At 46.8% G+C, this 23,615-nt stretch carries 18 protein-coding genes and 1 pseudogene; 9 read left to right on the top strand and 10 right to left on the bottom strand.

The features are described from left to right. Nucleotides 1–107: 107 nt before the first annotated feature. A complete protein-coding gene (locus QCB44_RS06310; RefSeq protein ID WP_279408700.1) occupies nt 108–1,325 on the bottom strand; it encodes an alginate export family protein in 1,218 nt (405 codons plus the stop codon). 436 nt (nt 1,326–1,761) lie between these two features. Between QCB44_RS06310 and QCB44_RS06305 the strand changes: the two genes are divergently transcribed. From QCB44_RS06305 to QCB44_RS06295, 3 genes are read left to right on the top strand one after another with little or no spacing between them, the layout of a single operon-like run. Further along, a complete protein-coding gene (locus tag QCB44_RS06305; protein WP_279408698.1) occupies nt 1,762–2,550 on the top strand; it encodes an ABC transporter ATP-binding protein in 789 nt (262 codons plus the stop codon). A gap of 42 nt (nt 2,551–2,592) precedes the next feature. Further along, nucleotides 2,593–3,852, top strand: coding sequence for an ABC transporter substrate-binding protein (locus QCB44_RS06300; protein WP_279408696.1), 1,260 nt, complete (start codon nt 2,593–2,595; stop codon nt 3,850–3,852). Continuing rightward, on the top strand, nt 3,849–4,679 hold the full coding sequence (locus QCB44_RS06295) for an ABC transporter permease (RefSeq protein WP_279408694.1): 831 nt from the start codon (nt 3,849–3,851) through the stop codon (nt 4,677–4,679). Before QCB44_RS06300 ends, QCB44_RS06295 begins: the two co-directional genes overlap by 4 nt. A 39-nt stretch (nt 4,680–4,718) precedes the next feature. Here QCB44_RS06295 and QCB44_RS06290 read toward each other — a convergent pair whose 3' ends face one another. Continuing rightward, nucleotides 4,719–4,943, bottom strand: coding sequence for a Rho-binding antiterminator (locus tag QCB44_RS06290; protein WP_279408693.1), 225 nt, complete (start codon nt 4,941–4,943; stop codon nt 4,719–4,721). Nucleotides 4,944–5,011: 68 nt separating this feature from the next. Here QCB44_RS06290 and QCB44_RS06285 point away from each other — a divergent pair, with 68 nt between their 5' ends. After that, the gene (locus QCB44_RS06285; protein ID WP_279408691.1) at nt 5,012–6,715 is read left to right on the top strand and encodes a sigma 54-interacting transcriptional regulator; all 1,704 of its coding nucleotides are present in this window, start codon (nt 5,012–5,014) and stop codon (nt 6,713–6,715) included. A 57-nt stretch (nt 6,716–6,772) separates the two neighbouring features. Here QCB44_RS06285 and QCB44_RS06280 read toward each other — a convergent pair whose 3' ends face one another. The 4 genes and pseudogenes from QCB44_RS06280 to QCB44_RS06265 form a co-directional block, all read right to left on the bottom strand. After that, nucleotides 6,773–7,897, bottom strand: coding sequence for an FAD-dependent oxidoreductase (locus tag QCB44_RS06280; RefSeq protein WP_279409197.1), 1,125 nt, complete (start codon nt 7,895–7,897; stop codon nt 6,773–6,775). A gap of 63 nt (nt 7,898–7,960) precedes the next feature. After that, nucleotides 7,961–8,134: pseudogene (locus QCB44_RS06275) on the bottom strand (rubredoxin); the annotation flags it as partial. A gap of 9 nt (nt 8,135–8,143) precedes the next feature. Further along, on the bottom strand, nt 8,144–9,229 hold the full coding sequence (locus tag QCB44_RS06270; protein WP_279408689.1) for an acyl-CoA/acyl-ACP dehydrogenase: 1,086 nt from the start codon (nt 9,227–9,229) through the stop codon (nt 8,144–8,146). Nucleotides 9,230–9,282: 53 nt separating this feature from the next. After that, on the bottom strand, nt 9,283–9,822 hold the full coding sequence (locus tag QCB44_RS06265) for an OsmC family protein (protein WP_279408687.1): 540 nt from the start codon (nt 9,820–9,822) through the stop codon (nt 9,283–9,285). A 317-nt stretch (nt 9,823–10,139) separates the two neighbouring features. On the opposite strand from QCB44_RS06265, the gene cynS reads away from it, so the two are divergent. From cynS to QCB44_RS06245, 4 genes are all read left to right on the top strand, one after another. Continuing rightward, complete coding sequence (cynS, locus tag QCB44_RS06260; protein WP_279408685.1) at nt 10,140–10,583, top strand: cyanase; 444 nt, start codon at nt 10,140–10,142, stop codon at nt 10,581–10,583. A 211-nt stretch (nt 10,584–10,794) separates the two neighbouring features. Continuing rightward, nucleotides 10,795–11,988, top strand: a complete 1,194-nt coding sequence (locus QCB44_RS06255) for a glycosyltransferase family 1 protein (protein ID WP_279408683.1) — start codon at nt 10,795–10,797, stop codon at nt 11,986–11,988. Next, nucleotides 11,948–12,850, top strand: a complete 903-nt coding sequence (locus tag QCB44_RS06250; RefSeq protein WP_279408682.1) for a DMT family transporter — start codon at nt 11,948–11,950, stop codon at nt 12,848–12,850. Before QCB44_RS06255 ends, QCB44_RS06250 begins: the two co-directional genes overlap by 41 nt. Nucleotides 12,851–13,454: 604 nt before the next feature. After that, nucleotides 13,455–15,833: a PAS domain-containing methyl-accepting chemotaxis protein gene (locus QCB44_RS06245; RefSeq protein ID WP_279408681.1), complete on the top strand. Its 2,379-nt coding sequence runs from the start codon at nt 13,455–13,457 to the stop codon at nt 15,831–15,833. A gap of 181 nt (nt 15,834–16,014) precedes the next feature. On the opposite strand, the gene QCB44_RS06240 is transcribed toward QCB44_RS06245, so the two are convergent. The 3 genes from QCB44_RS06240 to QCB44_RS06230 form a co-directional block, all read right to left on the bottom strand. Then, entirely contained in the window at nt 16,015–17,250 is a 1,236-nt protein-coding gene (locus tag QCB44_RS06240) for a hypothetical protein (RefSeq protein WP_279408679.1), read from the bottom strand. 37 nt (nt 17,251–17,287) lie between these two features. Continuing rightward, a complete protein-coding gene (locus QCB44_RS06235) occupies nt 17,288–18,526 on the bottom strand; it encodes a hypothetical protein (protein ID WP_279408677.1) in 1,239 nt (412 codons plus the stop codon). Between the two features lie 84 nt (nt 18,527–18,610). Next, nucleotides 18,611–19,318 (bottom strand): RluA family pseudouridine synthase, encoded by a 708-nt coding sequence (locus QCB44_RS06230; protein WP_279408675.1) that lies wholly within the window; start codon nt 19,316–19,318, stop codon nt 18,611–18,613. A 55-nt stretch (nt 19,319–19,373) separates the two neighbouring features. On the opposite strand from QCB44_RS06230, the gene QCB44_RS06225 reads away from it, so the two are divergent. After that, on the top strand, nt 19,374–19,859 hold the full coding sequence (locus tag QCB44_RS06225) for a low molecular weight phosphotyrosine protein phosphatase (RefSeq protein WP_279408674.1): 486 nt from the start codon (nt 19,374–19,376) through the stop codon (nt 19,857–19,859). Nucleotides 19,860–19,992: 133 nt separating this feature from the next. Here QCB44_RS06225 and QCB44_RS06220 read toward each other — a convergent pair whose 3' ends face one another. Then, on the bottom strand, nt 19,993–22,770 hold the full coding sequence (locus QCB44_RS06220; protein WP_279408671.1) for an Rne/Rng family ribonuclease: 2,778 nt from the start codon (nt 22,768–22,770) through the stop codon (nt 19,993–19,995). Between the last annotated feature and the right edge of the window lie 845 nt (nt 22,771–23,615).

The raw sequence follows: 23,615 nt of genomic DNA, 5'->3' as shown, positions 1-23,615 counted from the left end.
TTAAAACAGGATTTTTTGCGTTGTCAGTGCTGTTTCTCGAGCGACTTATGAAAATAAAAAAGGCCCGTTAAAACGGGCCAAGATTGCTGGTTTATGAACGTCTTATTTTAGAATTTCGCTTCCCCCCAAATCCACAGTTTGTCAGTATCTTGCGCATACTCATCTGCTGTATAGGAGGCGTACTTGATGCCAGCGGTGTATGTTTTGTTAAACTTCTTCGCTGCCAGTAAATTGTATTCTGTACCGTAGTTGATGCTTCCTTTGTCAGAGCTGAAATCATGGTAAGCCGCTGCCAACTTCATGCCTAGGGCCTTGCCGGATACTTTAAGGTAATTATCTACCAAGCCGTTAACAGGTGTTCCACCCACAGGCCCGATAAACATGTCTGCCCAACCGTTATACAGGTGTACTGTTCCCAAAGGGGTTTGGAAAGAGCTTGTGCCATCGCCTCCGAGTTTTTCCTGACCCGCCAGTACCGTGACTTTGCCTAATCCAAGGCCAATTTCACCGCGCGTGTAATCACCTCCAATGTTGTCGCTGTCTGCATAGTCGTCTTGTGAGGCATACTCAAGATGATAGATCAGGTTCATATTCTCCTTAAGCTTGGTTTTACCTGCTAAGCGGGCACCAAGAGTTTGGCTGTCTGTACCTGTTTCATAGTCCAGGAAGTAACCGTAGGCGGTGAGTTTTCCAAAAGGAATGCCTGAAAAATCAAGTTTAGCCGCATGGCTGTCCATTTCAATATCCGCGCCAACAGGGTTGTTGACGTTATTGATGTATGCATAACTCAACTCCGTACTTGGAATGGCTTTAGTGTTTAAGCTAGCGCCGCTGTATATCTGCTCGTTTTGTCGCCAGCCTACATTACCTAAGAAGCGAGTATCCATAATAATTCGCTGGCGTCCAACTTTAAGACTGGTTGATCCATTTTTGTATCCAATCCATGCTTGGTTCAGGTTGGTGAAGGTTGGATCGAGAACGGTTGCTTTTGTGCTGTCTCCTCCGCCATATGGTCCCGGTGCAAAGTAATCTTTTCGATCACCTAGTGCTGAGGTATCGGACATTTCTATAAAACCATTAAATCCTTTGTAATCTCCAGTTAGGTAACCGATGCGAGAACGAACAGTGAAGGCGGATGCATCATCCTTTGTTTCTTGGCTGACACCTTCGTATCGCACTCGGATGTCAACGGTAGGTTTGCCGCCGGTTAACGCTTCTGTAAAGCTTTCGGCTGAAGCCATATTGGGAGCCAAAAGCAGGCCTGCTCCTAAAGTTGAAGCGCCTAATAGAGAGTGGATAGTTTGAGTTAAAACACTTTTTTTCATGGGTGATCTCCTAGTTAATGCATCTGCTATTTAGCTTTGGAAGTGCCAATGGAATTAAATCTTTATAAATCAAATGCATATAAGTTTTTTATGATATTTGAAGGCTTTAATCTGGTATGAGGGAGATCGTTTAATGTCTTTAAATGTGTACAAAGTGTTGTTTTTTGTTAACAAATTCCCTGGGTGTGGTATCGGGAGTGGTGCTGGGTTTTGGATTGTGGGGCAGAAGAGGCGTTGGCTTTGCCATGTGTGTAAATGTAAACAAATATAGTCAAATATATACAATTTGATGCAATTTGAGTGTGGGAATTGGTTATTTTGGTGCGTTTTGTTTATTTTTTAATTGGGGTTTCTGTTAACTTGTTGAAAATTATTAAAAAAATATTTGTGGCCTGTAATGAGTTATGTTGCTCTCGAAAGCAATTTAGGAGTGACTATGGGCTCATCAAACATTTGGATTACAGACCTTTATCATTATTACGATAAAAAGCAAGCGACCCCAACGCTGGAAGATATCAACTTAACTATCCCTAAAGGGCAATTAACCGCATTGATTGGAAGAAGTGGGTGCGGTAAGTCCACTCTTTTACAAATGATCGCGGGCCTTCTTATTCCTTCTGAAGGTAGTGTTCGTATTAATGCACATACGGTAACCAAACCCAGTGCAAAGTGGAACATGATGTTTCAGAAGCCTTCTCTATATCCTTGGATGACCGTTCGTGAAAACGCAGCATTAGGCTTGGTCTTCGCTGGAACTTATGCGAGCAAAAAAGATCGGGTAGAAGAGTTGCTGGATATGGTTGGACTGAGTGAGCATAAAGATAAGAATGTCCAGCAGTTATCTGGTGGCCAGCAACAGCGCGTGGCGTTGGCCCGTTCCTTGGCGACCGAACCCGATGTTCTTCTTTTAGATGAACCTTTTTCTGCTTTGGATGCGTTTACTCGCTCTGCTTTGCAGACTGAAGTTGCGCAAATCTGCCATGACTATGGCATCACTATGGTTCTGGTAACACATGATATTGAAGAGGCTGTCGCAATGGCGGATAAGGTCGTGATTATGAACCATAACCCTGGCCGTATTGTCGGTTCCATGGATGTCGAATTGCCATATCCGCGTGATCGTAGCGAACCTCAATTTATTGAACTGAAAGAGTATCTGTTTGCTGAGTTTGAAAAAATTGACCAAGCCAAGCAGGCGGAGTTAGAGAAACAATTAGCTTCTTAATTTTTTACACCTTTTACGATACCACCCGACAGGAGAATAATTATGTGTCAGTACTGTAATTGCGACAATGAAATGTCTCATTTGGACTATAAGTTCAACCCAGAGAAAGGACGAAGAGAGTTTATTTTGGATAGTATGGCAGCAGCAGGAGGGTTAGCTGCTGCAATGGGTGGATTGAGTCTGCCAAGCAATGTTATGGCGTCAGATAAGCCTTTTGATGAGGTGGTTAAAATCGGTTATCTGCCAATTACCGATGCCAGTGCGTTATTGGTTGCGCATGGAATGGGCTTCTTTGAAGAGGAAGGCCTTAAAGTGGACAAGCCGACTTTGATTCGTGGATGGTCTCCGCTGATTGAAGGGTTTGCGGCGCATAAATTTAACCTGGTTCATTTTTTGAAGCCGATTCCGGTCTGGATGCGATACAACAATAAGTTCCCGGTCAAAATTACCGGCTGGGCTCACACAAACGGTTCTGGTCTGGTGGTTGGAAAGCATACCGGGGTTGAGTCGTTTGAACAACTGGGCGGTAAGCAGATTGCGGTTCCTTATTGGTATTCGATGCACAATATTGTGCTGCAAATGGCGCTGAAAAATGCCGGTCTTGAACCTGTGATTCAGGATCAGAAAGATCCACTAAAACCTAATCAGGTTAACCTTCAAATTATGCCTCCACCGGATATGCCGCCTGCACTGGCTGCGAAGAAAATCGATGCTTACATTGTTGCTGAGCCTTTCAATGCCGCGGGTGAAGTGCTGGCAGGTGGAAAAATGCTGCGCTTCACCGGTGATATTTGGAAGAACCATCCATGTTGTGTTGTATGTATGCATGATGAGCATGTTGAAAAGCAGCAAGAGTGGTCTCAGAAAGTGATGAATGCGGTTGTGCGTGGTGCAATGTACTCTCAAGAGAATAAGGAAGAGGTGGCTAAGATGTTGTCTCGTGAAGGTAAGCGTTACCTTCCAATGAAGGCCAAGGTTGTTTTGAAGGCGATGACTGACTACAACCCGGCAGGGTACCAGCATCCAGATGCAATTAAGCATGAAGACTGGGATGTAGGTCGTATCGACTTTAACCCATATCCATATCCTTCTGCCACGAAGTTTATCGTTGATCAGTTGAAAGAAACTCTGGTAACGGGGGATACAACGTTCCTTCAAGGTTTGGATACAGATTTCGTGACCGAAGATTTGGTGAATTATGACTATGTTAAAAACGCGATGGATAAATATGGCGTTTGGGACAAGGTCAAGGGTGTTGATCCTGCCAATCCATTGGCTCGCGAGGAGGTGTTCAAGTTGTGAGTAATGCAATGACAGTAGAAAAATTCAGTTTTGGACAGATAACGGCTACCTATAAAAAGATGCCGGGCTGGCTGCAAAACTTCACGAATGCAACATTGGGTATGACTATCTTGTTGTTTCTTTGGTGGGTCGGAGGGGTTCTGATTGAGTCCAACCCGGATACAGAGGCCTTTGCGGCTTTTGCTCCGGGGCCTGCCTTAAGTGCGCTATGGGGCCTGTTGGGAACGGAATTCTTATGGGATACCATTACCTCTAGTTTGGAACGAATTTTATTTGGCCTGTTCTGGGGGATCGTGATTGGTGTTCCGGTGGGTGTGATTCTTGGATATTTCCTTGCGGTGCGTCAAATTGCCAATATGCCATTCCAGTTTTTACGCATGATCAGCCCTTTGGCGTGGATGCCGATTGCGGTACTGGCTTTTGAGACCTGGGATGGTGCCATTATCTTTTTGATTGTCATGGCCACTGTTTGGCCGATTGTCTTTGGGACAGCCCATGGCGTTCAGAGAATTGACCCTAACTGGTTTAGAGTGGCACGCAATCTAGGTGCCGACGGTTACCAGATGCTAAGACGTGTCATTATGCCTGCGATTGCACAGGATGTGTTTGCTGGGATTCGTTTAGCAATTGGTGTTGCCTGGGTGGTATTGGTGCCTGCTGAATATCTGGGGGTAACGTCAGGTTTGGGGTATGCGATCAACGATGCACGTGACACTCTTGATTACGATAAGTTGGCGGCTATTGTTGTGGTAATTGGTGTGATTGGTTACCTTTTGGATACCGTCGCCGCGAAGTTGATCAAGCGTTATTCTTGGAATCTAGAGTGAGGTCTTGCTAGGTTACACAAGCCTTAAAAAAACCCGCCCTTAGTCTGGCGGGTTTGTCGTTTGTATCGAAATCACACGTTCCAGCCACCATTTTTCATCATTGGGGGTAACCAGATATTCGCGTCCTTGATGACATTGCAAGTCTTTGATGCGACCTTCGTAAACCGTTTTTCCATTTTGGGGAGGCGTGAATTCAATACGAATGACGAGTCCTTTCATGGCCGCAATTTCGAGCTGGTCATAAAGATGGCAAGAAAGAGGCATATAAAAATCCTTTTCAATTTAACTAACAGAGTTATACAAGAAATAACGATCCTTTTTAAAGGGGTGATATGAAAAAAAGAGAAGAAATTGATGTAGCTAATCACTCTGAGTATATGGTGATTAAAGAAGCGGCCTCGCAGATTGAAAATGCCTTTGACCCGGATAAGGCGATTCATACCATTTTGAGTTTGATTTCCCGGCAGATGGGGTTGAACCGGGGCCGAGTGCTGCTCCAGGAAAAGGTGTCAGGATATCTTTATACGGCTTATGCTTACGGTCTGACCCAGGATGAGATTTCAAGAAGCCGCTTTGCGGTCAACGAAGGGATTACGGGGAAGGTAATGAGTACCGGTGCCCCTGTGATTATTTCGGATATTGATAAAGAAGAAGATTATCTATGTAGAACGGTTGATCGTTCGACGCTTCCACAGGAAAAAGTCGCATTTATTGCCACCCCAATTTTACGTAAAGGCTCGGTGATAGGGGTTCTGGCGGTCAACCGCTTAAGTAATCGCATGCGTGCCCTGGATCGTGACCTGAATTTGTTGAAGATGATTTCGGTTTTCATCAGTGAGATTTTGGCTGTGAATGCGTTGCTGGAGACGCAAACTCAAATTCTTAAAGAAGAGAATGAGCAGCTCAAAGCGTTGGCTTTAAGTCAAGGAAGTCAGTACGGGATTATTGGCGAAAGCAGATCGTTAATGGCCGCCTTGAATAAGGTGTCACGTGCTGCTAATGCGACCGTAACAGTGTTGTTGAAAGGAGAGTCTGGTACAGGTAAGGAGCGTTTTTCCAGAATGTTACACCTCGCATCTAAGCGTCAGGATGGTCCATTTGTGGCGATTAACTGTGCGGCTATTCCCCAGGAATTGCTTGAGTCAGAATTGTTTGGTCATGAGAAAGGGGCTTTTACCGGTGCGACCCAAGCGAAGAAAGGCAAAATTGAATTAGCCAATCACGGTACTTTGTTTCTGGATGAGATTGGGGATCTCGACTTCGGTCTGCAAGCGAAACTGTTACGCGTTTTGGAGGAGCGGGCGATTACCCGTGTTGGCGCGACCAAGCCGATTCCAATTGATACCCGTATCATTGTGGCCTCCCACAAAGATCTTCATGAAGCCGTCAATCAGGGCCGATTCAGGCTGGATTTATTTTATCGCTTGAATGTGTTTCCAATTGAGTTACCGGCACTGCGTGAACGTGACGGGGATATTCGTTTGCTTGCACGCCATTTTCTGAATATTGCCAACCAGGAGTATCAAACCAGTGCTATTTTTGATCACGATGCGATGAAGTTCTTGGAGCAATATGATTGGCCTGGAAATATTCGCCAATTAGAGAACGTGGTAAAGCGGGCTGTACTGATGGCGGATGAAAGTCGTTTCATTACTCTGGATTTGATCAGTAAGATCATCCGCGAAGAGAGTGGAGTAAATCGCCTGTCTGCTGCTGAAAGGACGGCACCGGTTCCATCTGCTGAGACCTTGCCTGAACCTGTGAGTTCAGAAGGGTCTAAACCGGATTATCCATTTGGTGAAGGTCATAATATTCAGTCACAGATGGATTCTAGCTATGAGTATCAGTCAGTCGATCCTTTGGCGTCTTATAGCGCGGATGGTAAGCGTGCCTATTGGAAGGTTTCGGAGGATGAAAAAGGACGTCTTCAGCAGGCGCTTAGACAGGCTCATGGAAATAAGACCAGGGCGGCTTTATTGTTAGGCATGACGCCGAGACAGTTTGGTTATCGTTTGAAGAAGCTGGAGATGGAGTAATAAAAAGCCCCCCGTAAGGGGGCGAGAGGTCAGTTAAGGCGGTTTGTGGAAAGTGTTTTAAGCAGCGAAATACTTTTGATAAAGATCGTTGGCCGATGTGACCAGTTCACCGCTTAGAGCAAATCCGGAAACGTGCTCATCATCTTTGTAGAAGAGTTTCTGGCCATTACCGGCCTGTACGCTAAGTTCCCAGTTGCCGTGGTGGCTGTCCAGGGGCGGCGCTACCATGATTGACAGGCTAGGTGTTTTGGTTTTCACCAGTGGTGGAACCATTTTGAATGGAGTTGATTCATCACCGTTAATGTGCCCAGCAATGGTTTTGGCCTGGCGGCGAATAGGTTCCAGGTAGGCCTGGGTAAACCCTTCAAATTCAGAACAGTCTCCAATGGCATAGATGTCCGGATCGGAAGTTTGGCAGAATTCGTTGATGCAAATCCCTTTCTGTGTGTCGAGTTTTGCTTTCTTGGCTAGATCAATATTAGGCTTTAGACCAACGGCCGCCAAGACAATCCCCGTTTCTATCTGTTCACCATTTTGCGTGTTCAGTTTGTAGCCAGTATCACAGTGCTCTAATGAGCTCATTTGGGTATTAAAGTGGAGTTTAACGCCTTTTTGGATCAAGCTTTCTTTAAGCGAGTCTGAAATGGAATCCGGAATCAATTGTCCCATCAAGTGTTTGCCGCGAACCACTAAGTTGACTTCAATATCTTGAGTAATCAAGTCTTCAGCCATTTCCGTTGCGATCAGTCCGCCGCCAATAATCGTTACCGAAGATTTGTTTTCCAAATCGCGACGGAAGCGTCGATAAGCTGCCAAGTCGTTAATGGCCTGAATGGCAGCAGCGGCATCTCCTTCTGTTTGAGGAATGACGGCGCGTGCCCCGGTCGCTAAGACCAGTTTGTTGTAGCTAAAACTGCCGCCGGTGGTCATGACTTTTTTGCGTTTGGTGTTGATTGAGATCACTTTGGTATTGGTTTTAACCCCAATATCCAGCTGCTGTGCTTTCTCTTGGGCGGTGGCTTCTTTTAGGTCATCAGCGGTTCGATTTTGGCTTAAGGCCATGGAAAGGGCTGGTTTGGCATAAACCGTTCCATCACAGGCTGTCAGTAGCGTAATTTCGCTGTCCGGTTGGTTGGCCCGAACCTCTTCCGCGACCTGCCATCCTGCATAGCCTGCGCCGATAATTAATACATCCGCTTGAGTGCTGACTTTGCGTTTTGGTTTAGCGACTGCAGCAGTCTTGTTCTCGTCAAGCAGGACAAAGTCATCCTTGCTGACCAGGCATAGAGGGCAGTACCAATCGTCTGGAATGTCTTCAAAACGTGTTCCAGGGGCAAGTCCTGAATCTGGATCACCTTCGGCTTCATCGTAGATCAGACCGCAGGTTTTACAAATGTATTTTTTATATTCGGCGCTCATGATGTGCTCCTAGGCCGCTTGCTCTAAGCGTGCAATTTCTTTTCGTAAATGTTTGATAGATGGGGTGACGATAATGACGAAGTAGGCTTCACGCATTTTACGCTGAGCGTCGGCGTCAACAATGTAACCTTTGGCGCCGGCATGCTGCATAACAGAGTCAGCGGCACGTTTGCAGAATTCCGCTCCCAATAGGCGAGCTTCCAATACCGATTTGAAAAATTCGTCGCCCGGTTCAAACGGGTCTTCACACAGCGATTCAATCAGGTCTAATGCGTCTTCAAGTTCTTCTTTAAGCTCTTCCGGAGAATCGTCCAGATAAGCGTTAATTTCAGAAAGCGTCAGGTTGGATTTTTCCATGTCATTAATGGCTCCCTGAATGACGCCAGCGGCCATTCCGGTTTGCAGAAGTACAAATCCTGATTTGATTTTGTTTAGATAGGGCTGTACGGGATCGGCAATCAGATATTTCTTAGGTAAGAAAGCATTATCGAAGATTAACGAGTAAGTCCCGGTGCCTTCCATGCCCACAAACTGAACCATCTGTTTCATGGTTAAACCATCCAGATTACAAGGAATGATGGCCATGACGTCACGCGTTTCGGTTTCACCATGCTTGTGTACGTGGAAAATGGAACCAAAGAAGTGTTTGTCAGAACCAGCTTCTAGATTCGATACCCAAGGTAGTGTTCCGTTGATGATGTAACCGTCTTCTGTTTCTTCAGCGGTCAGCTTAAGATCTTCAATTCCGGCAAAATATTTCATTGGGTTTGAAAGTGAGGTGGCGCCAAAATAATCGCCGTTCACCATTTTGGGTAGAATTTCACTTTTTAGCCAGTCGTTTTCAGAGTTTTCGATATACCAGCAGCATACGGTGTGTGCCCACATCATGAATCCGGTCGACATACACTCTTCAGAAACGGTTGCCATGTCTTTAATGGTGCCAAATAGGTCCAGATCACCATTGTTTTGAGACGGAATGTGGTGGCGGTAAGCACCGGCCTTTCCTAATTTGTCTAAAACCTCTGTGGTGTAATAACCGTGATCGATTTTAAGCGTTAAGGGCTTAAGATCGTTTTTAACTATTTCACTGATCATGAACTTTCTCCAATAGATTAATTAATGCCCTGAAAATCAGGGCACTTATTCAATTAGCCGACTAATTCGCCTGACATTTTGACTTGGTTCATATAGGTGTTGGCTACTGGAGACCATTTCATAGCGTGAGCCACTAATTCTTCTAGAACTTCTTTTGGCGTACCTGGAGATTCAATGGTGAAGTAAGCTCTTACTTCTGTGACACCAAGCGGTTTGTTAGGGTCAAGATCGCCTGTTCCCCAAACCGCTGTGATGTTAATATCCCCTTCCAGTTCAACTTCTAGTTTTGTTAATGGAATGCCTTGGTTGGTTGCGTTCGCTTGAACACCAACCGACAAGCAAGAGCCTAGAGAAAGTAAAGCCATTTCAGATGGATTTGGAGCAGTATCTTCCCCTAGTAGTCCTGGTGGTTCATCAACCACGATTGGATCGAGGTCACGGATATAGTTAAAGTTTTTGAACTGACCTTCTAAAACGGTTTTAGATTTTAAAGTTTTAACGGCATTTGGGTCTGCTTTACCCGCTTCACCAAGTTTGTTCAAACCATCAGTATCAATTGGACGTAAACAAGAAGGTATAACTACTTCAGTCATGCTAATCTCCTAAAAATTAAAAGTTAAAAAGTTCGACAGGCGAAACTTGAGGAGTAAATAGCCCGAATCGTGCCATTGTTATAATTAATTAAATAAAAACAATAAATTAACTTTATTTTCCTATTTTTTAGTTTAATTTTCTCTGGTAACTTTTAATTGTTTTGTAAATAAATGTCTACAATTAATATCAATTGTTAACAATTATGTACCTGGCGTGTCTGGTAAAATTAAAAAGCTAATAAAAATCAATGTGTTATGTTTTTGGCATAGGAGTTGCAATAGGGAAAGGGAATTTTAACCCCTTGGAGGAAACAATAATGATGTCAAAAGTTGAAATGACAGAAGCAATTGTATTGGCTAAAGCAGAAAAGAATGTTGGTTGGACTGATATTGCGGCAGCTGCTGGTTTAAGTGAGGTTTATACAACTTCAGCGTGTTTGGGTATGAATCATCTTGATGCAGAGCCTGCTGCGAAAGTCTGTGCACTCTTAGGTTTAGGCTCTGAAGTGGAAGTGGCTTTGCAGCAGTTTCCTCATAAATCTTGGGAGAAGGCGGTTCCAACTGATCCGTTGATTTATCGATTGTATGAAATTGTCGGTGTTTATGGTCCGACAATGAAAGAATTGATTCATGAAAAATTCGGTGACGGAATTATGAGTGCAATCGATTTTTCTATGGATATCGACAAAGAAGAGAACCCAGCCGGTGACCGCGTTGTGGTGACTATGAACGGTAAGTTCCTACCCTATAAAGCTTGGTAAGATTTTTCATCTAATTAAGCCGCTCTTTATCACTTATGCAGTGAGCAACACGCTTTCCAGACAAAATCGACTGTCGGAAAGCGTTGCCTGCTGTCTTCGATTTTCTTCTTTTTTCAACAGGCGATTTCCTGTCATAAATTCTTCAATTAGCCTTCATTTTCTACAGACATGACAGCTCTAAAATTCTCAGATCATTGTTGAGGGTTGGGTCATGAAAATTTCTTTGTTTACCGATACTTTGGGCGACCTGAATGGTGTTTCCCGCTTTATTCAGGATATGGGAGAACAGGCCTGTTTAAATGGCGTTGATTTGCAAATTGTGACGTCTACCAGCAAGCCTTTGCCTGAAAAAATGTACATTGTTAATCTGCCTTATCGCTTTAGGCTGCCGATGCCGTTCTATCAGGAGCTGGATCTGGTGATCGCCAAGCGTCATCAAATTCGCGAGTATTTGCAGCAAAACCAGCCTGATCTGGTGCATATTTCTACTCCCGGTCCTTTTGGCTGGCAGGCCAAAAAGGTGGCCGAGAAAATGGGCTTTCCATTGATTGGAACCTACCACACTGACTTTCCCGCTTATTTGTTGGATTTAACCGGTTCCAAGTGGATTAAACATCGCACCGATCATGAGATGACGAGATTTTATCGTCCTTTTTCGCATGTGTTTTCACGTTCGGTGGCGTATCTGGAAGTCATGGCTAACGATATCGGTATTGGATACGAGCGTTCTATGGCGCTGTTCCCGGGAACCAATCTGCAACGCTTTCATCCTCAGCATGCCGATCGACGTGTCTGGCCGCATTTCGGTTTGTCGGCAGAGCGTTTAAAAGTACTTTATGTCGGACGGATCAATATCGAAAAAAATCTGCCTTTTTTAGTGGAGGTTTGGCAGGCCTTTTTGGATTCTCATCCACATATTCAGGCAGATTTGGTGATGGTGGGCGAAGGGCGCTATCGGAAATGGGCCGATAAGTTGAGGGTGCATCATGCCTATTTTCTGGGGCCGGTCGTTGGCGAGACACTGTCAAAAGTCTATGCCTCTGCGGATTTGTTTATTTTTCCTTCGGTTACTGACACTCTGGGACAGGTGGTGATGGAGGCGCAAGCCAGCGGTTTGGGATGTTTGGTGTCGGATGTCGGCGGACCGCAATCTTTGGTGAAAGATGAGCAGACGGGCTGGGTGCTCAAAGCCAATGATAAGTCGATCTGGATAGAAGGGCTGGCACAAGCCCTGTCGGATGCCGTCTTGCGTCAGCGTTGGAAAGAGGGCGCGCGCGAACATATGCTTGAGTATAATATTGCCGACTCCTTTGAGCAGTTTATCTCCGTTCATCGCCAAATCTATCAGGAAATACTGTCCGATCATGACGCCGTTACTCAAGCCACAAACAGAGTCGCAACGTAAGGGTGAGTTTTTTGCGCTCAGCCTTACATTGATTGAAGCTTGGTTTCCGATTTTTGCCTCCTTTACCGTGGCCGCACTGGGCGGCTTGCATGCCTATTTTTACAGTTTGCTGATTGCTGTACTGTTTCTGGCTGTGTGGTGGGGATTGCGCGGTAAAATTCATGAAATCAAAAATCGACAGGCCTGGTCCGATTTGGCTATGACCAGCTTGTTTATCACCAGTTTGTTTGCTTTGACGTTTGTGGGGTTGCAGTACACCTGTGCGACCAATGTCGCGATTATCCTGTTTTTGCAAATTCTGTTTAGTTATCTGTTTCTAGGGCGGCGTAAAGAGGAGGCTTTGGATCTCCAGCATGCGTTTGGGGCTTTGTTGATGACATTGGGGGCGCTGCTGGTGTTGTTTCCCGGCGAGTTTGCCTTGCGTTTGGGAGACGGGTTGGTTCTGCTGGCGGCGATGATTGCACCGGTTGCTAATTTTTATCAGAAAAAATCCCGTGCACAGGTGTCCAGTGAAACCATTTTGCTGACACGTTCGTTAATCGCTTTGCCGTTTATTTTGGGTTTGGCGGTGTGGTTTGAAGCATCACCTTCTTGGGAGAGCTTGAGTTCGCAGTGGCTGTGGTTGCTGCTGACCGGGTTTTTGGTGTTTTTTGTGGGTAAAGTTTTGTGGGTGGAGGCGATTTATCGTCTGCCAATCACCAAGGTCAATGCGCTGTTTGCCTTTGCCCCTCTGATGACGATGGGGCTGGCGTATGCGGTTTTGGATGAGACGCCCGAGCTTTTCCAGGTTATGGGTATGGTGCCGATTTTATTCGGGGGCTATCTGATCACCCGGCCATCCAAGAGCGGATTAAGTTCCTGATGCAGTATCGGCAAAGCGCCGTTTTGATGCGATAAAACCGCACAGGCCTGCTCAATATCAGAGGATGCCACCGTTTCGCTCAGTCAACTACAAGACCGGGTCATTATGTTGATGTTTGCGATGTGAGCTTTAATTCCGCTTTCACTCTAGTTTTCTTGTCGTTTCAGTTTGTATAAGTTTTTATCAAACCGGCTTTTCAATTTATTTCATCTCTGTGGCTGTTTTGATTAACCTTCATCCAGCGATTGCCCGAAAACTTTTACCGGGTAACTTCTTCTGCATTTTTATAGTGGGGAGAGTGGCATTTGATCGCCAACTATTGTTTTCACAGTCGTTTTGAATGCGCTTAATGGCGTAGATATTCGCGTGTGACCAAGTAATATGCATTCTTCGGCTGAAGGTTGGAGGGGGAATGAGATCATAGAGCTCTCTACCGTCTAATGACGTTTGTTTTGATGTGGAGCTGGATACCATTTGTATTGATGGCTTTATGGTGTTAACAAGGATAAAAAATTCCTTTTAAATTTTCCGGTATTGTATAATCTTTGTATAGCTATGTTGATGTATTTGTAATACAAGCTAAAATCAGAGGTTCAGACGTTTTATGAGAAATAATCTCCCGGTAATTGACGAGGAATATCAAGTTTTAGATGGGCAAACTCTGGTATCTAAAACCGATCTCTCCGGCACCATCATTGAGTGTAACGATGCTTTTGAAGCGGCCAGTGGTTATACACGGTCTGAATTAATAGGACAGCCGCACAATCTCATTCGCCATCCCGATGTCCCCCCGGCCGTATTTGAGGATATGTGGCGAGACCTTAAGAGCGGCTTTCCCTGGACGCAATTTGTTAAAAACCGTAGAAAAAATGGCGGTTTTTATTGGGTTAAAGCTCAGGCTACACCGCTTTACGAAAATGGCAAGATTGTCGGCTATATGTCTGTACGCTCAAGGATTTCGGATGCTGAGAAAAAAGCGGCCTCTGAGGCTTATAAGGCTTTGCAGTCGGGTCAGTTGAAAATAAAACATGGCCAGTTGTACAGAGGGGTCAATTGGAGAAAATTCAATGTTTTTGCTCGTCTATCACCCGCGGCGATCTTATTTGCATTGACTTTCGTTTTAGCCGGCTTGCCCGGTGTGATCAATATGATAAGTCCTGATTCAGTATCTGCTGAAGCGCTTACCGTTTTATTGGTAGGGCTGGTTCTCGTCTCGACTGTTTATGGGGTTCGCCTCACTCAATCTCAACAATCCGCAATTGAATCTTTGAGGCGGCTGGCAGGTGGGCAGTGGTTAGACTCTGAACCCTATGATCCTGAAAGTTTTAGCGGTGGGATCACTAATACGGTGATTGCAACCAACCTGGCTTTTCTTGAAGGTAAAGAAGAGTCTGCCTATCAGCTCGATCAGGCACGACAATTAAAAATGGCGTTGGATAAGTTGCAAAGCAATGTCATGATGGCCGACGAGAACTATAACATTTCATACCTGAATGACTCTATAAGAGACTTCCTGAAATCTCGAGAGGAAAGACTTAAAGAGGCCTTGCCCGCGTTTGATTTAGACAGCATCATCGGTGCCAATATCGATATCTTTCATAAAAATCCCGCTCACCAACGAAAAATGCTCGACGTTCTCGACAAGAACTATACAGCGAATATTGAAGTGGCGGGATACCATTTTGAACTTTCGATGCTGCCTATTAAAAATCGCACGGGGGTTCGAACTGCAACGCTTGTGGAATGGCGTGATCGAACTCAGGAAGTGCAGCTGCTTGAAAACGTCCACAAAACCGTCAGCTTAGCGCAAAAAGGGTATCTAGGAGATCGAATCGATCTGTCCAAAGTAGAAGGCGTTGCTCAAGAGTTGAGTGCCTCAATTAACGAGTTGTTAGATGCGATTCAGTTGGCAATGAATGATGTGACAACAGTGACAACAGGCATGGCGAATGGCGATTTAACCCGGTTGATTGAGCGTGATTATGAAGGTGATTTGGGGGACCTTAAAACGGCGATTAACACCTCAATTTCAAAATTGCATGGTATTGTTGCCGTGGCCGTCGAAGCCTCCAGAGTTGTAGGTGAGGCGGCAAAAGAGGTGTCACAAGGTTCGCACGACTTGAGTGATCGTGTGCAGCAGCAGGCTGCGGCCCTTGAACAGACATCCGCCACCATGGATCAAATGAATTCCACGATTCAGCACAATACTGAAAATTCCAATCGCGCAGCAGAAGTCGCTCTCAGTGTTCAGAAAGAAGCAGAGCATGGCTCGTCGGTTATGGCCCGAACCATCGAAGCGATGGAGGCCATTCAAGACTCTTCCCATAAGATTGCTGATATTGTGACCTTGATCGATGGCATTGCTTTTCAAACGAATTTGCTGGCTCTTAATGCGGCCGTTGAGGCGGCAAGAGCTGGAGAGCATGGCCGTGGATTCGCCGTCGTTGCCGGAGAGGTGCGAAATCTGGCCCAGAAATCAGCTGAAGCGGCAAGGGATATCAAGCGATTGATTGAGGAGAGTGTTGCAAGGATTGATCAAGGAACCGAACTCGCTTCTCAGTCTGGAGAGGTTTTAGGCGAGATTACTCAATCGGTTAATGAAGTGGCTGCGATGATCAATGAAATCGCTAAGGCTTCAAATGAACAGGCACAGGGAATCAGTCAGGTTCACGATGCCATCACCAGTATCGATCAGGCGACACAGCAAAACGCAGCGCTGGTTGAAGAAACCACTGCGGCTTCTGAAAACTTAAGTGAACAAGCGGTCATCCTGTCTGAGGATATGGCCTTTTTTAAAACCGCTGTTCCAAGCCCAAACCAGAGTGCTTCCTTGCCGGGCCACAGCCAAGTGAGCGTACCGCAGATTGAAGATAAAGCGAACACTCAGAGCTCAAGTGCCATTTCGGTTAGCGGCACTGAAGTTCCTACAGGCGGTGAGCACAAAAAATCGGCTGTTGCCGAGGTGGAGTGGTCGGAGTTTTAGAAAGCGATCTGAGCCTCTAATGCACGCTTATGGAAATTCCGTCTGAATTAGAAGGAATGCCCTAGGCGTAATCAAGAATGGCATCAGACCAAGTCGTGACGTTGACAAATGCAACGTCACGACAATGTCTCAAGTCTAGCGTTGCCGACATTGATGTCACCGGTTGATCATCGGGTCGTGACTACTGAGGTATCCGATAACTGTAAGGTTTGGGTTTGGCAGAGAGTTTTTCAGTCTCTTGTTGCAGGTTGTTGACTTGTTCCTGCAGCATGTTTTGTTGGCTTTTCAGTGTGCCAAGCTGTGCTTTGAGTTCATTCAGCGTTTTTTGAATGGCCTCGTAGTTTTGCTCGGCTTTTTTCAGGCTTTTCTCTAGTTGGGTTGCCGATTCTTTTGACCCCGTACCACTAGCCTGAGAAAGCTGCTGTTTGATTTTTTCCAGCGTGCCGGATTGTTTGCGTACCAGCCAGCCAATATCTGTCAGCTGTTTCTTCAGCTCAGCGGCCTCTTTAGTGTCCATTACCGGCGATTTACTTGGAGGCGCTTGGATTTGCACGTTCTGCTGTTCGCGCAACAGCTGTTCAAGGAGCGATTTAAGTTCAGCGTATTGTGCTTCGCTCATGACATCTGGGCGTGAAGCGGCATCTGCAACCATCGTTTGGTGAACCGTTTCGCTGTTAGAAGCGACATCTGGTTCACTGCCTTCCTGGGAGGACGCGTTCTGTTCTTCGCCGGGCTTATTTCCTGTATCGGCTTCGGAAGCCAGGTTAACCAATGCCGCTTCATCCATTGTTTTGGCTGCTGTATCTGCTGCAGAGGTCGTTTGAGCTGTTTCGCTGTCAGTCGTGCCTGGCATCGCGGCAGGGCGGTTTTTTAGGTCTGCGGCGAGCATTTCCATGAAGGAGGCCAGTTCGTCAACTTTGAGGGTGATCTGTTTTTGGTGCAATGTGTTTTCGGTTTGCAGGACATCTAAAATCTCGCCTTTGAGATGCAACTCTTTTTGTTGCACGTTGTAGAGTAGCCAGCCCATCACTGACATGGATACCAGACTCAAAACCACCGTCAAGCCGAGCATGATTGAGACGCTTTTTTTGCTGGATTGCAGCTCTTTATTGGCGCTTTTTACATTTTGACGCCAACCAAAGTTGGCATCAGAAAGTTCCATAATCTGTTCTTTCTGACGTTGCGCATGTTCCAGGGCGGTTTCAGCCGCTTTTTGGCTTTGATTAGCGGCTTCTTGGGCGGTTTTAGCGGTTTCCAGCGCAAGAGAAACGGCATCAATGGTACTGGCGGAATCCAGTTTCTGAAACGCTTCCTGCTTTTTCTGGTTTTGGTTGACTTGCTCATCTAGCGCTTCTGAAGAGGCTTCCAGTTGTTCAAGTTCATCCAGTAGATCGTCAGTCATGGATGGGTCAGTCATAGTGGTTCAGTCCATTTAGAATCGTTTTTGGATCGTCTTATGAGCCAGATTTGAATTCAGCAATTTGGTTTCTTAGGCTTAAGTTAACTGTTCTCAGCTGCTCATTTTTTTCTCTGATCTGCTCAAGCTGGGCGTCGATCTCGTCAGCAGAGAGCGGTGTTTCCACGCCTTCCATTTCAAGGGAGTAGCCGGCGTTTTTTGCCGCTTGAAAGGCGCGTTCCGCAGCAGCAAATGTCGCTTCGATGGCTTTTTGCGTTTTTTCCGCTGAAGCATGTGCTTTTTGCGTCGTGGCGATGGCCAATAGGGTGGCTTCCTGAGCGGTTTGTTTGACTTCCTCGGCAATCGATTGAATTTCCTGGTCAATCTCCAGAGCATCTTCCATGCTTTCAATCGATTGTGCGGCTTGTTCAACAATGCGGCTGTCATCTGCTGTGTCAGTGTCTTGAGAAGATTCGAAAGAGGCCTGTTCATTTTCTAAATCAGACTCTTCTGCCAAGGCTGCTTCAACCTTATCCGTTGCCACGTCAGGTAGCAGACTCTCTTCTGTCATTGCAACCTCACTCTCTTCTTCAGGAAAGTGAGCTGGAACCTCGGCATCCGTTGTGTCCTCATGCGTTGACTCGGTCATGTCTCCCATTGCCAGTTCGGTTTCGCTGGCTTCGACTGTTTCATCATCCAAATCGGCGCTAAGCGTATCGATATCGTCAAGTTCCGGTAGGGCTGCTTCTTCAAAGTTTTCGGTTGCCATTTCCAACGAGGATTCATCCCCAGCCTCCGCAGCCAGCATGGTGTCAGGGAGTTCTTCCGAAACAGAGGTATCAGCTACTAACACTTCGCGGTTATCGTCGGTATCACTGTGGCCAACGTGTTCGATTTCCGCCAAGAGTGAATCGGTATCATCAATCATTTCTTCCGGCATACCAGCGCTTTCAGCCATCATGGCGTCATTCGTGTCACCCTCACTGACTTCCGCCACGGTTTCAGCTTCTTCGGTTTGATTGAGCAGGGCTTCAATGTCATCCTCTGCGATAGGGTTGAGTTCATCGTGGTTGTCAGCCGCGGTTGCTGCCTCTTCGGCGATGTCGCTAGGAAAGGCGTCGTCCAGCTCGACCGAGGTTTCACTCTCTGTGGCTTCTGCATCGTCAATGGCATTGAGCAGTTCGTCCACTTCCATGGCCTCGCTAGAGGCTTCCGATTCCGTAGCAGAACCTTCTCCCATCATGGCAAGCATTTCCATTGTGGCTTTGTCGTCTTGTTCCAAGTCGATATTTGACATGCTCTCTCGTCCTTATAGCAATCTGTGCGTTAATCGATAACCGAGTTTAGGCTTAATTGCCGTAAAAGCATTAACTATGCCATGCTATTTGTTTGACTGTTGGTGTTCCGTCTCGTTTTCCATAAACGAATCGAATTCGTGTTCACAGACAAAGCGCATCGGCTCGTCTGTCGTAGGGTGGGTGAAACTTAAACTATAAGCATGCAGCATTAAGCGTGGCATGCGTTGCAGACTCTGCAAGTCGGCATAGAGATTGTCTCCTAAAATCGGGTGTCCCAGCATTTTCATATGCAATCTGAGTTGGTGGGAACGGCCGGTAATCGGCGTCAGCAGGACTTTGAAAAAACCATCATATTGCGTCAGGCGCTGCCAGTGGGTTTCGGCGTATTTGCCGTGGACAAAATCGATCATTTGCCGTGGGCGCCGCTCCCAATCGCAGCGCATCGGCAGGCTGATCGAACCGGCTTCTTCGGAAGGGCGGCCGGCACATAGGGCGAGATAGGTTTTATCGGTTTGCCGCTCTTGGAATTGGCGACTTAAATGACGGTGTGCTTCGGCAGAGCGCGCCAATACCATTAAGCCGCTGGTATCCATGTCAAGGCGGTGGACGATCAAAGCATCTGCATAGGCGGTTTGTACGTGCGAAAGCAAGCAGGCCTGTTTGTCCGGACCGCGTCCCGGTACCGAGAGCAGGCCGGATGGCTTGTTGACGACGATAATGTCGGCATCGTGATAAAGAATCCAGTTTTTACTGAATTGAAAGGATTTCATTTGCATGGGGGCGGAGTGCATTTTTCGAATCAGGCCTGTAAACTATGGGCGTATTTTATCCAAGGTGAAAAAGAATATGTCTAAAAAAGTAAGTGTTCTCTTTGTTTGTATGGGCAATATTTGCCGATCTCCGACTGCACATGCGGTTTTTCGTCAATTGGTCAGAGAAGAAGGGTTGCATAAGCAGGTTGAAATCGATTCAGCGGGGACTCATGCTTACCATGTCGGCAATCCGCCAGACGAGCGCTCGGTGAAAGTGGCACGTGGGCGTGGTATTGAAATGAAAGATTTGCGTGCCCGCAAAGTCGATTTCGGCGATTTTATTCAGTATGACTATGTGCTGGCGATGGACGATGCCAATTATTCGATTTTAAAAGAGATGGCGCTGCCCGAGCATTACGACAAGATTTCCATGTTTTTGGATTTTGCTGAAAACTGGGAAGAGCGAGAGGTTCCGGATCCTTATTACGGGGGGCCAGAAGGCTTTGATCGGGTGTTTGATATGGTCACCGATGCATCTAGAGGCTTGCTGGAAGAGATTCGTCAGAAACATCTCGCTTAAGATTGGTGTTTTCAACGGCTAAAATGAAAAAAGGCGCTTAAGAAAGTGAATTTTTAAGCGCCTTTTTTGTGTTGATTAGATCAACTCAGGATAAGGTTGTTACCTTATCCAACAAGCCTAATCTGTATTTGAATCAAATAGCCTTTTTCTCTGAAGAGTCTGTTTCAGCGTTTGCCAGGGTTTCAGTGGCTTCAGAATCTGAGGCTTCCTGATTTTTGGTTTCACTCTCTGTTGTAGCCCCCGAGACTTCAGGAGAATCAGTTGATGCTGCGTTATCCTGAACGACTTTACTGGCCGCCGGTGCCGCGTCATCACTGGCAGAGGCGGTTTGTGCAGTCTGTTCAGCCGGGGCATCACTTGAGCCCTTATCCGCCACTTCGGATGTTTCAAGCGGTTCAGAAGATTGGGTGTTTTCTGGCTTAGCCTTCCTTGGTGCTCTTGGTCTACGCGGTTTGCGTTCCTTTGAGGGTTCTTGTTCTCCCTCAGGCGCTTCGTTAGATTCCATCGGCATTTCCGATTTAGAGTCTGTTTTGACCTCTGCTTCGTGAGTCGCGTTTGTCTCAAGGTTCTCTGACGCTGTCTGAGGCATTTGAGTTTCAGCCGCTTTATCGGCAGCCGCTGAAGAGGCTGTTGCCTCCTCTACAGGCACCTCAGTCTGAGCCGGTGCCGGTGCCGGTGATTCTGAGGGGGGCTGTTCACTTTGCTCAGCGGCTGTTTGAGCGGCTTCGCTACCCGGTGCTGGCGACTCGATAGACATGCTTTCAGCACCTGCCGGAGCGCGACGACGACGGTTGTAGCTGCGGCTGTTGTAACGGCTACGGCGACGTTGGCCGCCTCGACGCTCGGATTTTTCTTCATCCGTCTTGCGTACTTCCGTTTCAACCCCGGTTTCGGCCTCCGGTGCGGCTTTGATCTCTTCCTGTTTAGATGTTTCACCTTCTTGAGGCGTTTGAACTGTTTGTGCTTCTAGGTTTTCATTCGGTTTGTTGTCACGGCTTTTACGGCGACGGCGATCGCGTGAACGGCGTGATTGAGCAGGTTTGCTCTTGTCTTCAGTGTCGCCTTCTTCGCGCTCTTTACGTTTGTCTTGGGTGCGACGCTCTCCACCGGTTTTATCCTGATCTTCCGGACGGCGGCGGTTTTGGCGACGATCTCCTTGACGTCCGCCTTTGCGATTGCTTGGGCGCTTACGCTCCTGTTTTTCACGGCCTTTACGTGGGGCTTCCTCTTGTTCTTCGGCAGGCGTGAACAAGGCTTTCCAGATGCGGCTTAGCAGGCCTGGCTTTTTCGGCTCAGTTGGCGCTGGCGGCGGAGCGCTCGGCTGAATGTTTTTAACCGCCGGCTCTTCGGTATTGAGCGCTTTAGGCACTTCGGTCACCAGGTGGTCTTCTGGAAGAATCATTTCCTTGATTTCATAGCTGGCGCCATTCGACGTTTCGTCGCCATTGCGGGTACGTTCCATGATGTACTGCGGCGTTTCCAGGTGTTCGTTTGGAACAATCAGAATGTGCAGGTGATGGCGATCTTCGATCTTGGTGATCTGGTTGCGCTTTTCATTAAGCAAGAAGGTGGCGACGTCTACCGGCAGTTGGACGGTAACGCGACGGGTGTTTTCCTTCATTGACTCTTCTTCAAGCAGACGCAGGATCGATAAACCAAGCGATTCTACGCCACGAATCACACCAACCCCATGGCAGCGTGGGCAGACAATCTGGGTGGACTCTTCGATAGAAGGGCGCAGACGCTGGCGAGACATCTCCAATAACCCAAAGCGCGAGATTTTGCCGATTTGCACACGGGCGCGATCCGATTTAACCGCTTCTTTGATTTTGTTTTCCACCTCACGCTGATGGCGGTTGGAGTGCATGTCAATAAAGTCGATAACCACTAGGCCGCCAATATCACGCAAGCGCAGTTGGCGTGCGATTTCGCAAGCCGCTTCCATATTGGTGTGATAAGCGGTTTCCTCAATGTCACCGCCTTTGGTTGAACGGCTCGAGTTGATATCGATCGCGGTCAAGGCTTCGGTGATGTCGATGACGATCGCACCGCCGGACGGCAGAGTCACTTCACGCTGATAGGCCGATTCGATTTGCGATTCGATCTGGAAGCGTGTGAAAAGTGGGATTTTATCCTGGTAAGGTTTGACCTTGTAGACCTGTTGTGGCATCACGTGCTGAATGAAGTCACGCGCCTTATGAAAGGTGTCCATGTCGTCGATGATGATTTCACCGATATCCTGACGCAAATAGTCACGAATCGCGAGAATCACCATGTCCGATTCCTGGTGGATCAAGAATGGCGCGGGTTTAGAATCTGCGGCTTTTTTGATCGCGTCCCAAAGTTGGATCAGGTAGTTGACGCCCCATTGTAGCTCTTCCGGGCTTTTACCAACGCCGGCGGTGCGGATGATCAGTCCCATGCCTTCTGGAATGTCGATGTCACGCAGAGCGTCACGAATTTCAGAGCGGTCTTCCCCTTCAATGCGACGCGAAATTCCGCCCGCTTTAGGGTTGTTTGGCATCATGACGATGTAAGGACCGGCCAGGGTGATTTGAGTGGTCAGTGCCGCTCCTTTATTGCCGCGTTCTTCTTTTTGAACCTGAACAATGATTTCCTGACCTTCGGTGAGCACATCTTTAATCGACAGGCGTCCCGATTCCGGTTTGCTGTCCGGATAATACTCTTCAGCCACTTCTTTGAAGGGGAGGAAACCGTGGCGCTCGGCACCGTAATCAACAAACGCAGCTTCTAAGCTGGGTTCAATGCGGGTGATCCGGCCTTTGTAGATATTGGCTTTTTTCTTTTGCTGGTGTGGCGTTTCAACGTCTAGATCATAAAGGGTTTGTCCATCGACAAGGGCAATGCGCAGCTCTTCTGGCTGAGTCGCATTTATAAGCATTCTTTTCATGCTGTTCTCTTTGTTAGGTCCGAAACCCTGGTACAGGTTCGATAGGGGCATGATTGACGGGAACGAGGGGTCGCATGACCATGGCATTTGTCCGTTTATGATTGGACGAATGCAAGAATGAGAAGGGGCGTTTTGTTGTCCGTTTTAAGTTTGCGCAGGCGTTAATGTTCACAGGGGTTAGGTGTTGCGTGAAACCGTATTGATTCACGGCTTGAATGATCTCGAAGGGATCATTGGATGTTAACCTGTGTTACGCTCCTGCTTGTTTACAACATTTTTATCGAGCTTGATGGGCTTTGTTTTTAGGATTTTGCACCAAGCTCTAGCCATGTCCAGACCGTTGTCTGAACGATATACATTCTTTTTTATAACGTGTTGTGTCCCGTATGGTTAAGCAGGCGTCTTAGGCTGAAAGGTTTAAATGTAGCTGCGCCTGTTAACTTTTGGGCCCGTCATTACATTACTAGGTTGTAATGAAACGGGTCTTTCATATGCTCTATCTAGCTGTAAGGGGTTTCGATGTGGTCGTTAAAAAAGCTTTAATACCGCTAACAAATTGTTTTTTCGGTATTAAATCCGTGTTTTATAAATTCCTTGCGCAGTTTTGAGTTGCGCCATCTCTAACCTTTGCTTACACATTTTAAGCCTCGCAAATATATCACTCATTTAGGGGGTATGCAATGACAGATTCAATTTCTACATGTAAACTGAGCGCAATTTATTAAGCAGGCCGATTTTTGTCTGGCCTCTATCTATTGGTTGAATAATCGATTTTTAGTGGCGTATTGTTTTATCTGCGTAGTGCGGTTAGGGGCAAGCCTGCTTACTTTGTTTTGTTTCAGTGG

It is taken from the genome of Thiomicrorhabdus sp. zzn3 (assembly GCF_029767755.1).
In the GTDB taxonomy this organism is placed as follows: Bacteria; Pseudomonadota; Gammaproteobacteria; order Thiomicrospirales; family Thiomicrospiraceae; genus Thiomicrorhabdus.
This window is presented reverse-complemented; position numbering and strand designations above follow the sequence as displayed.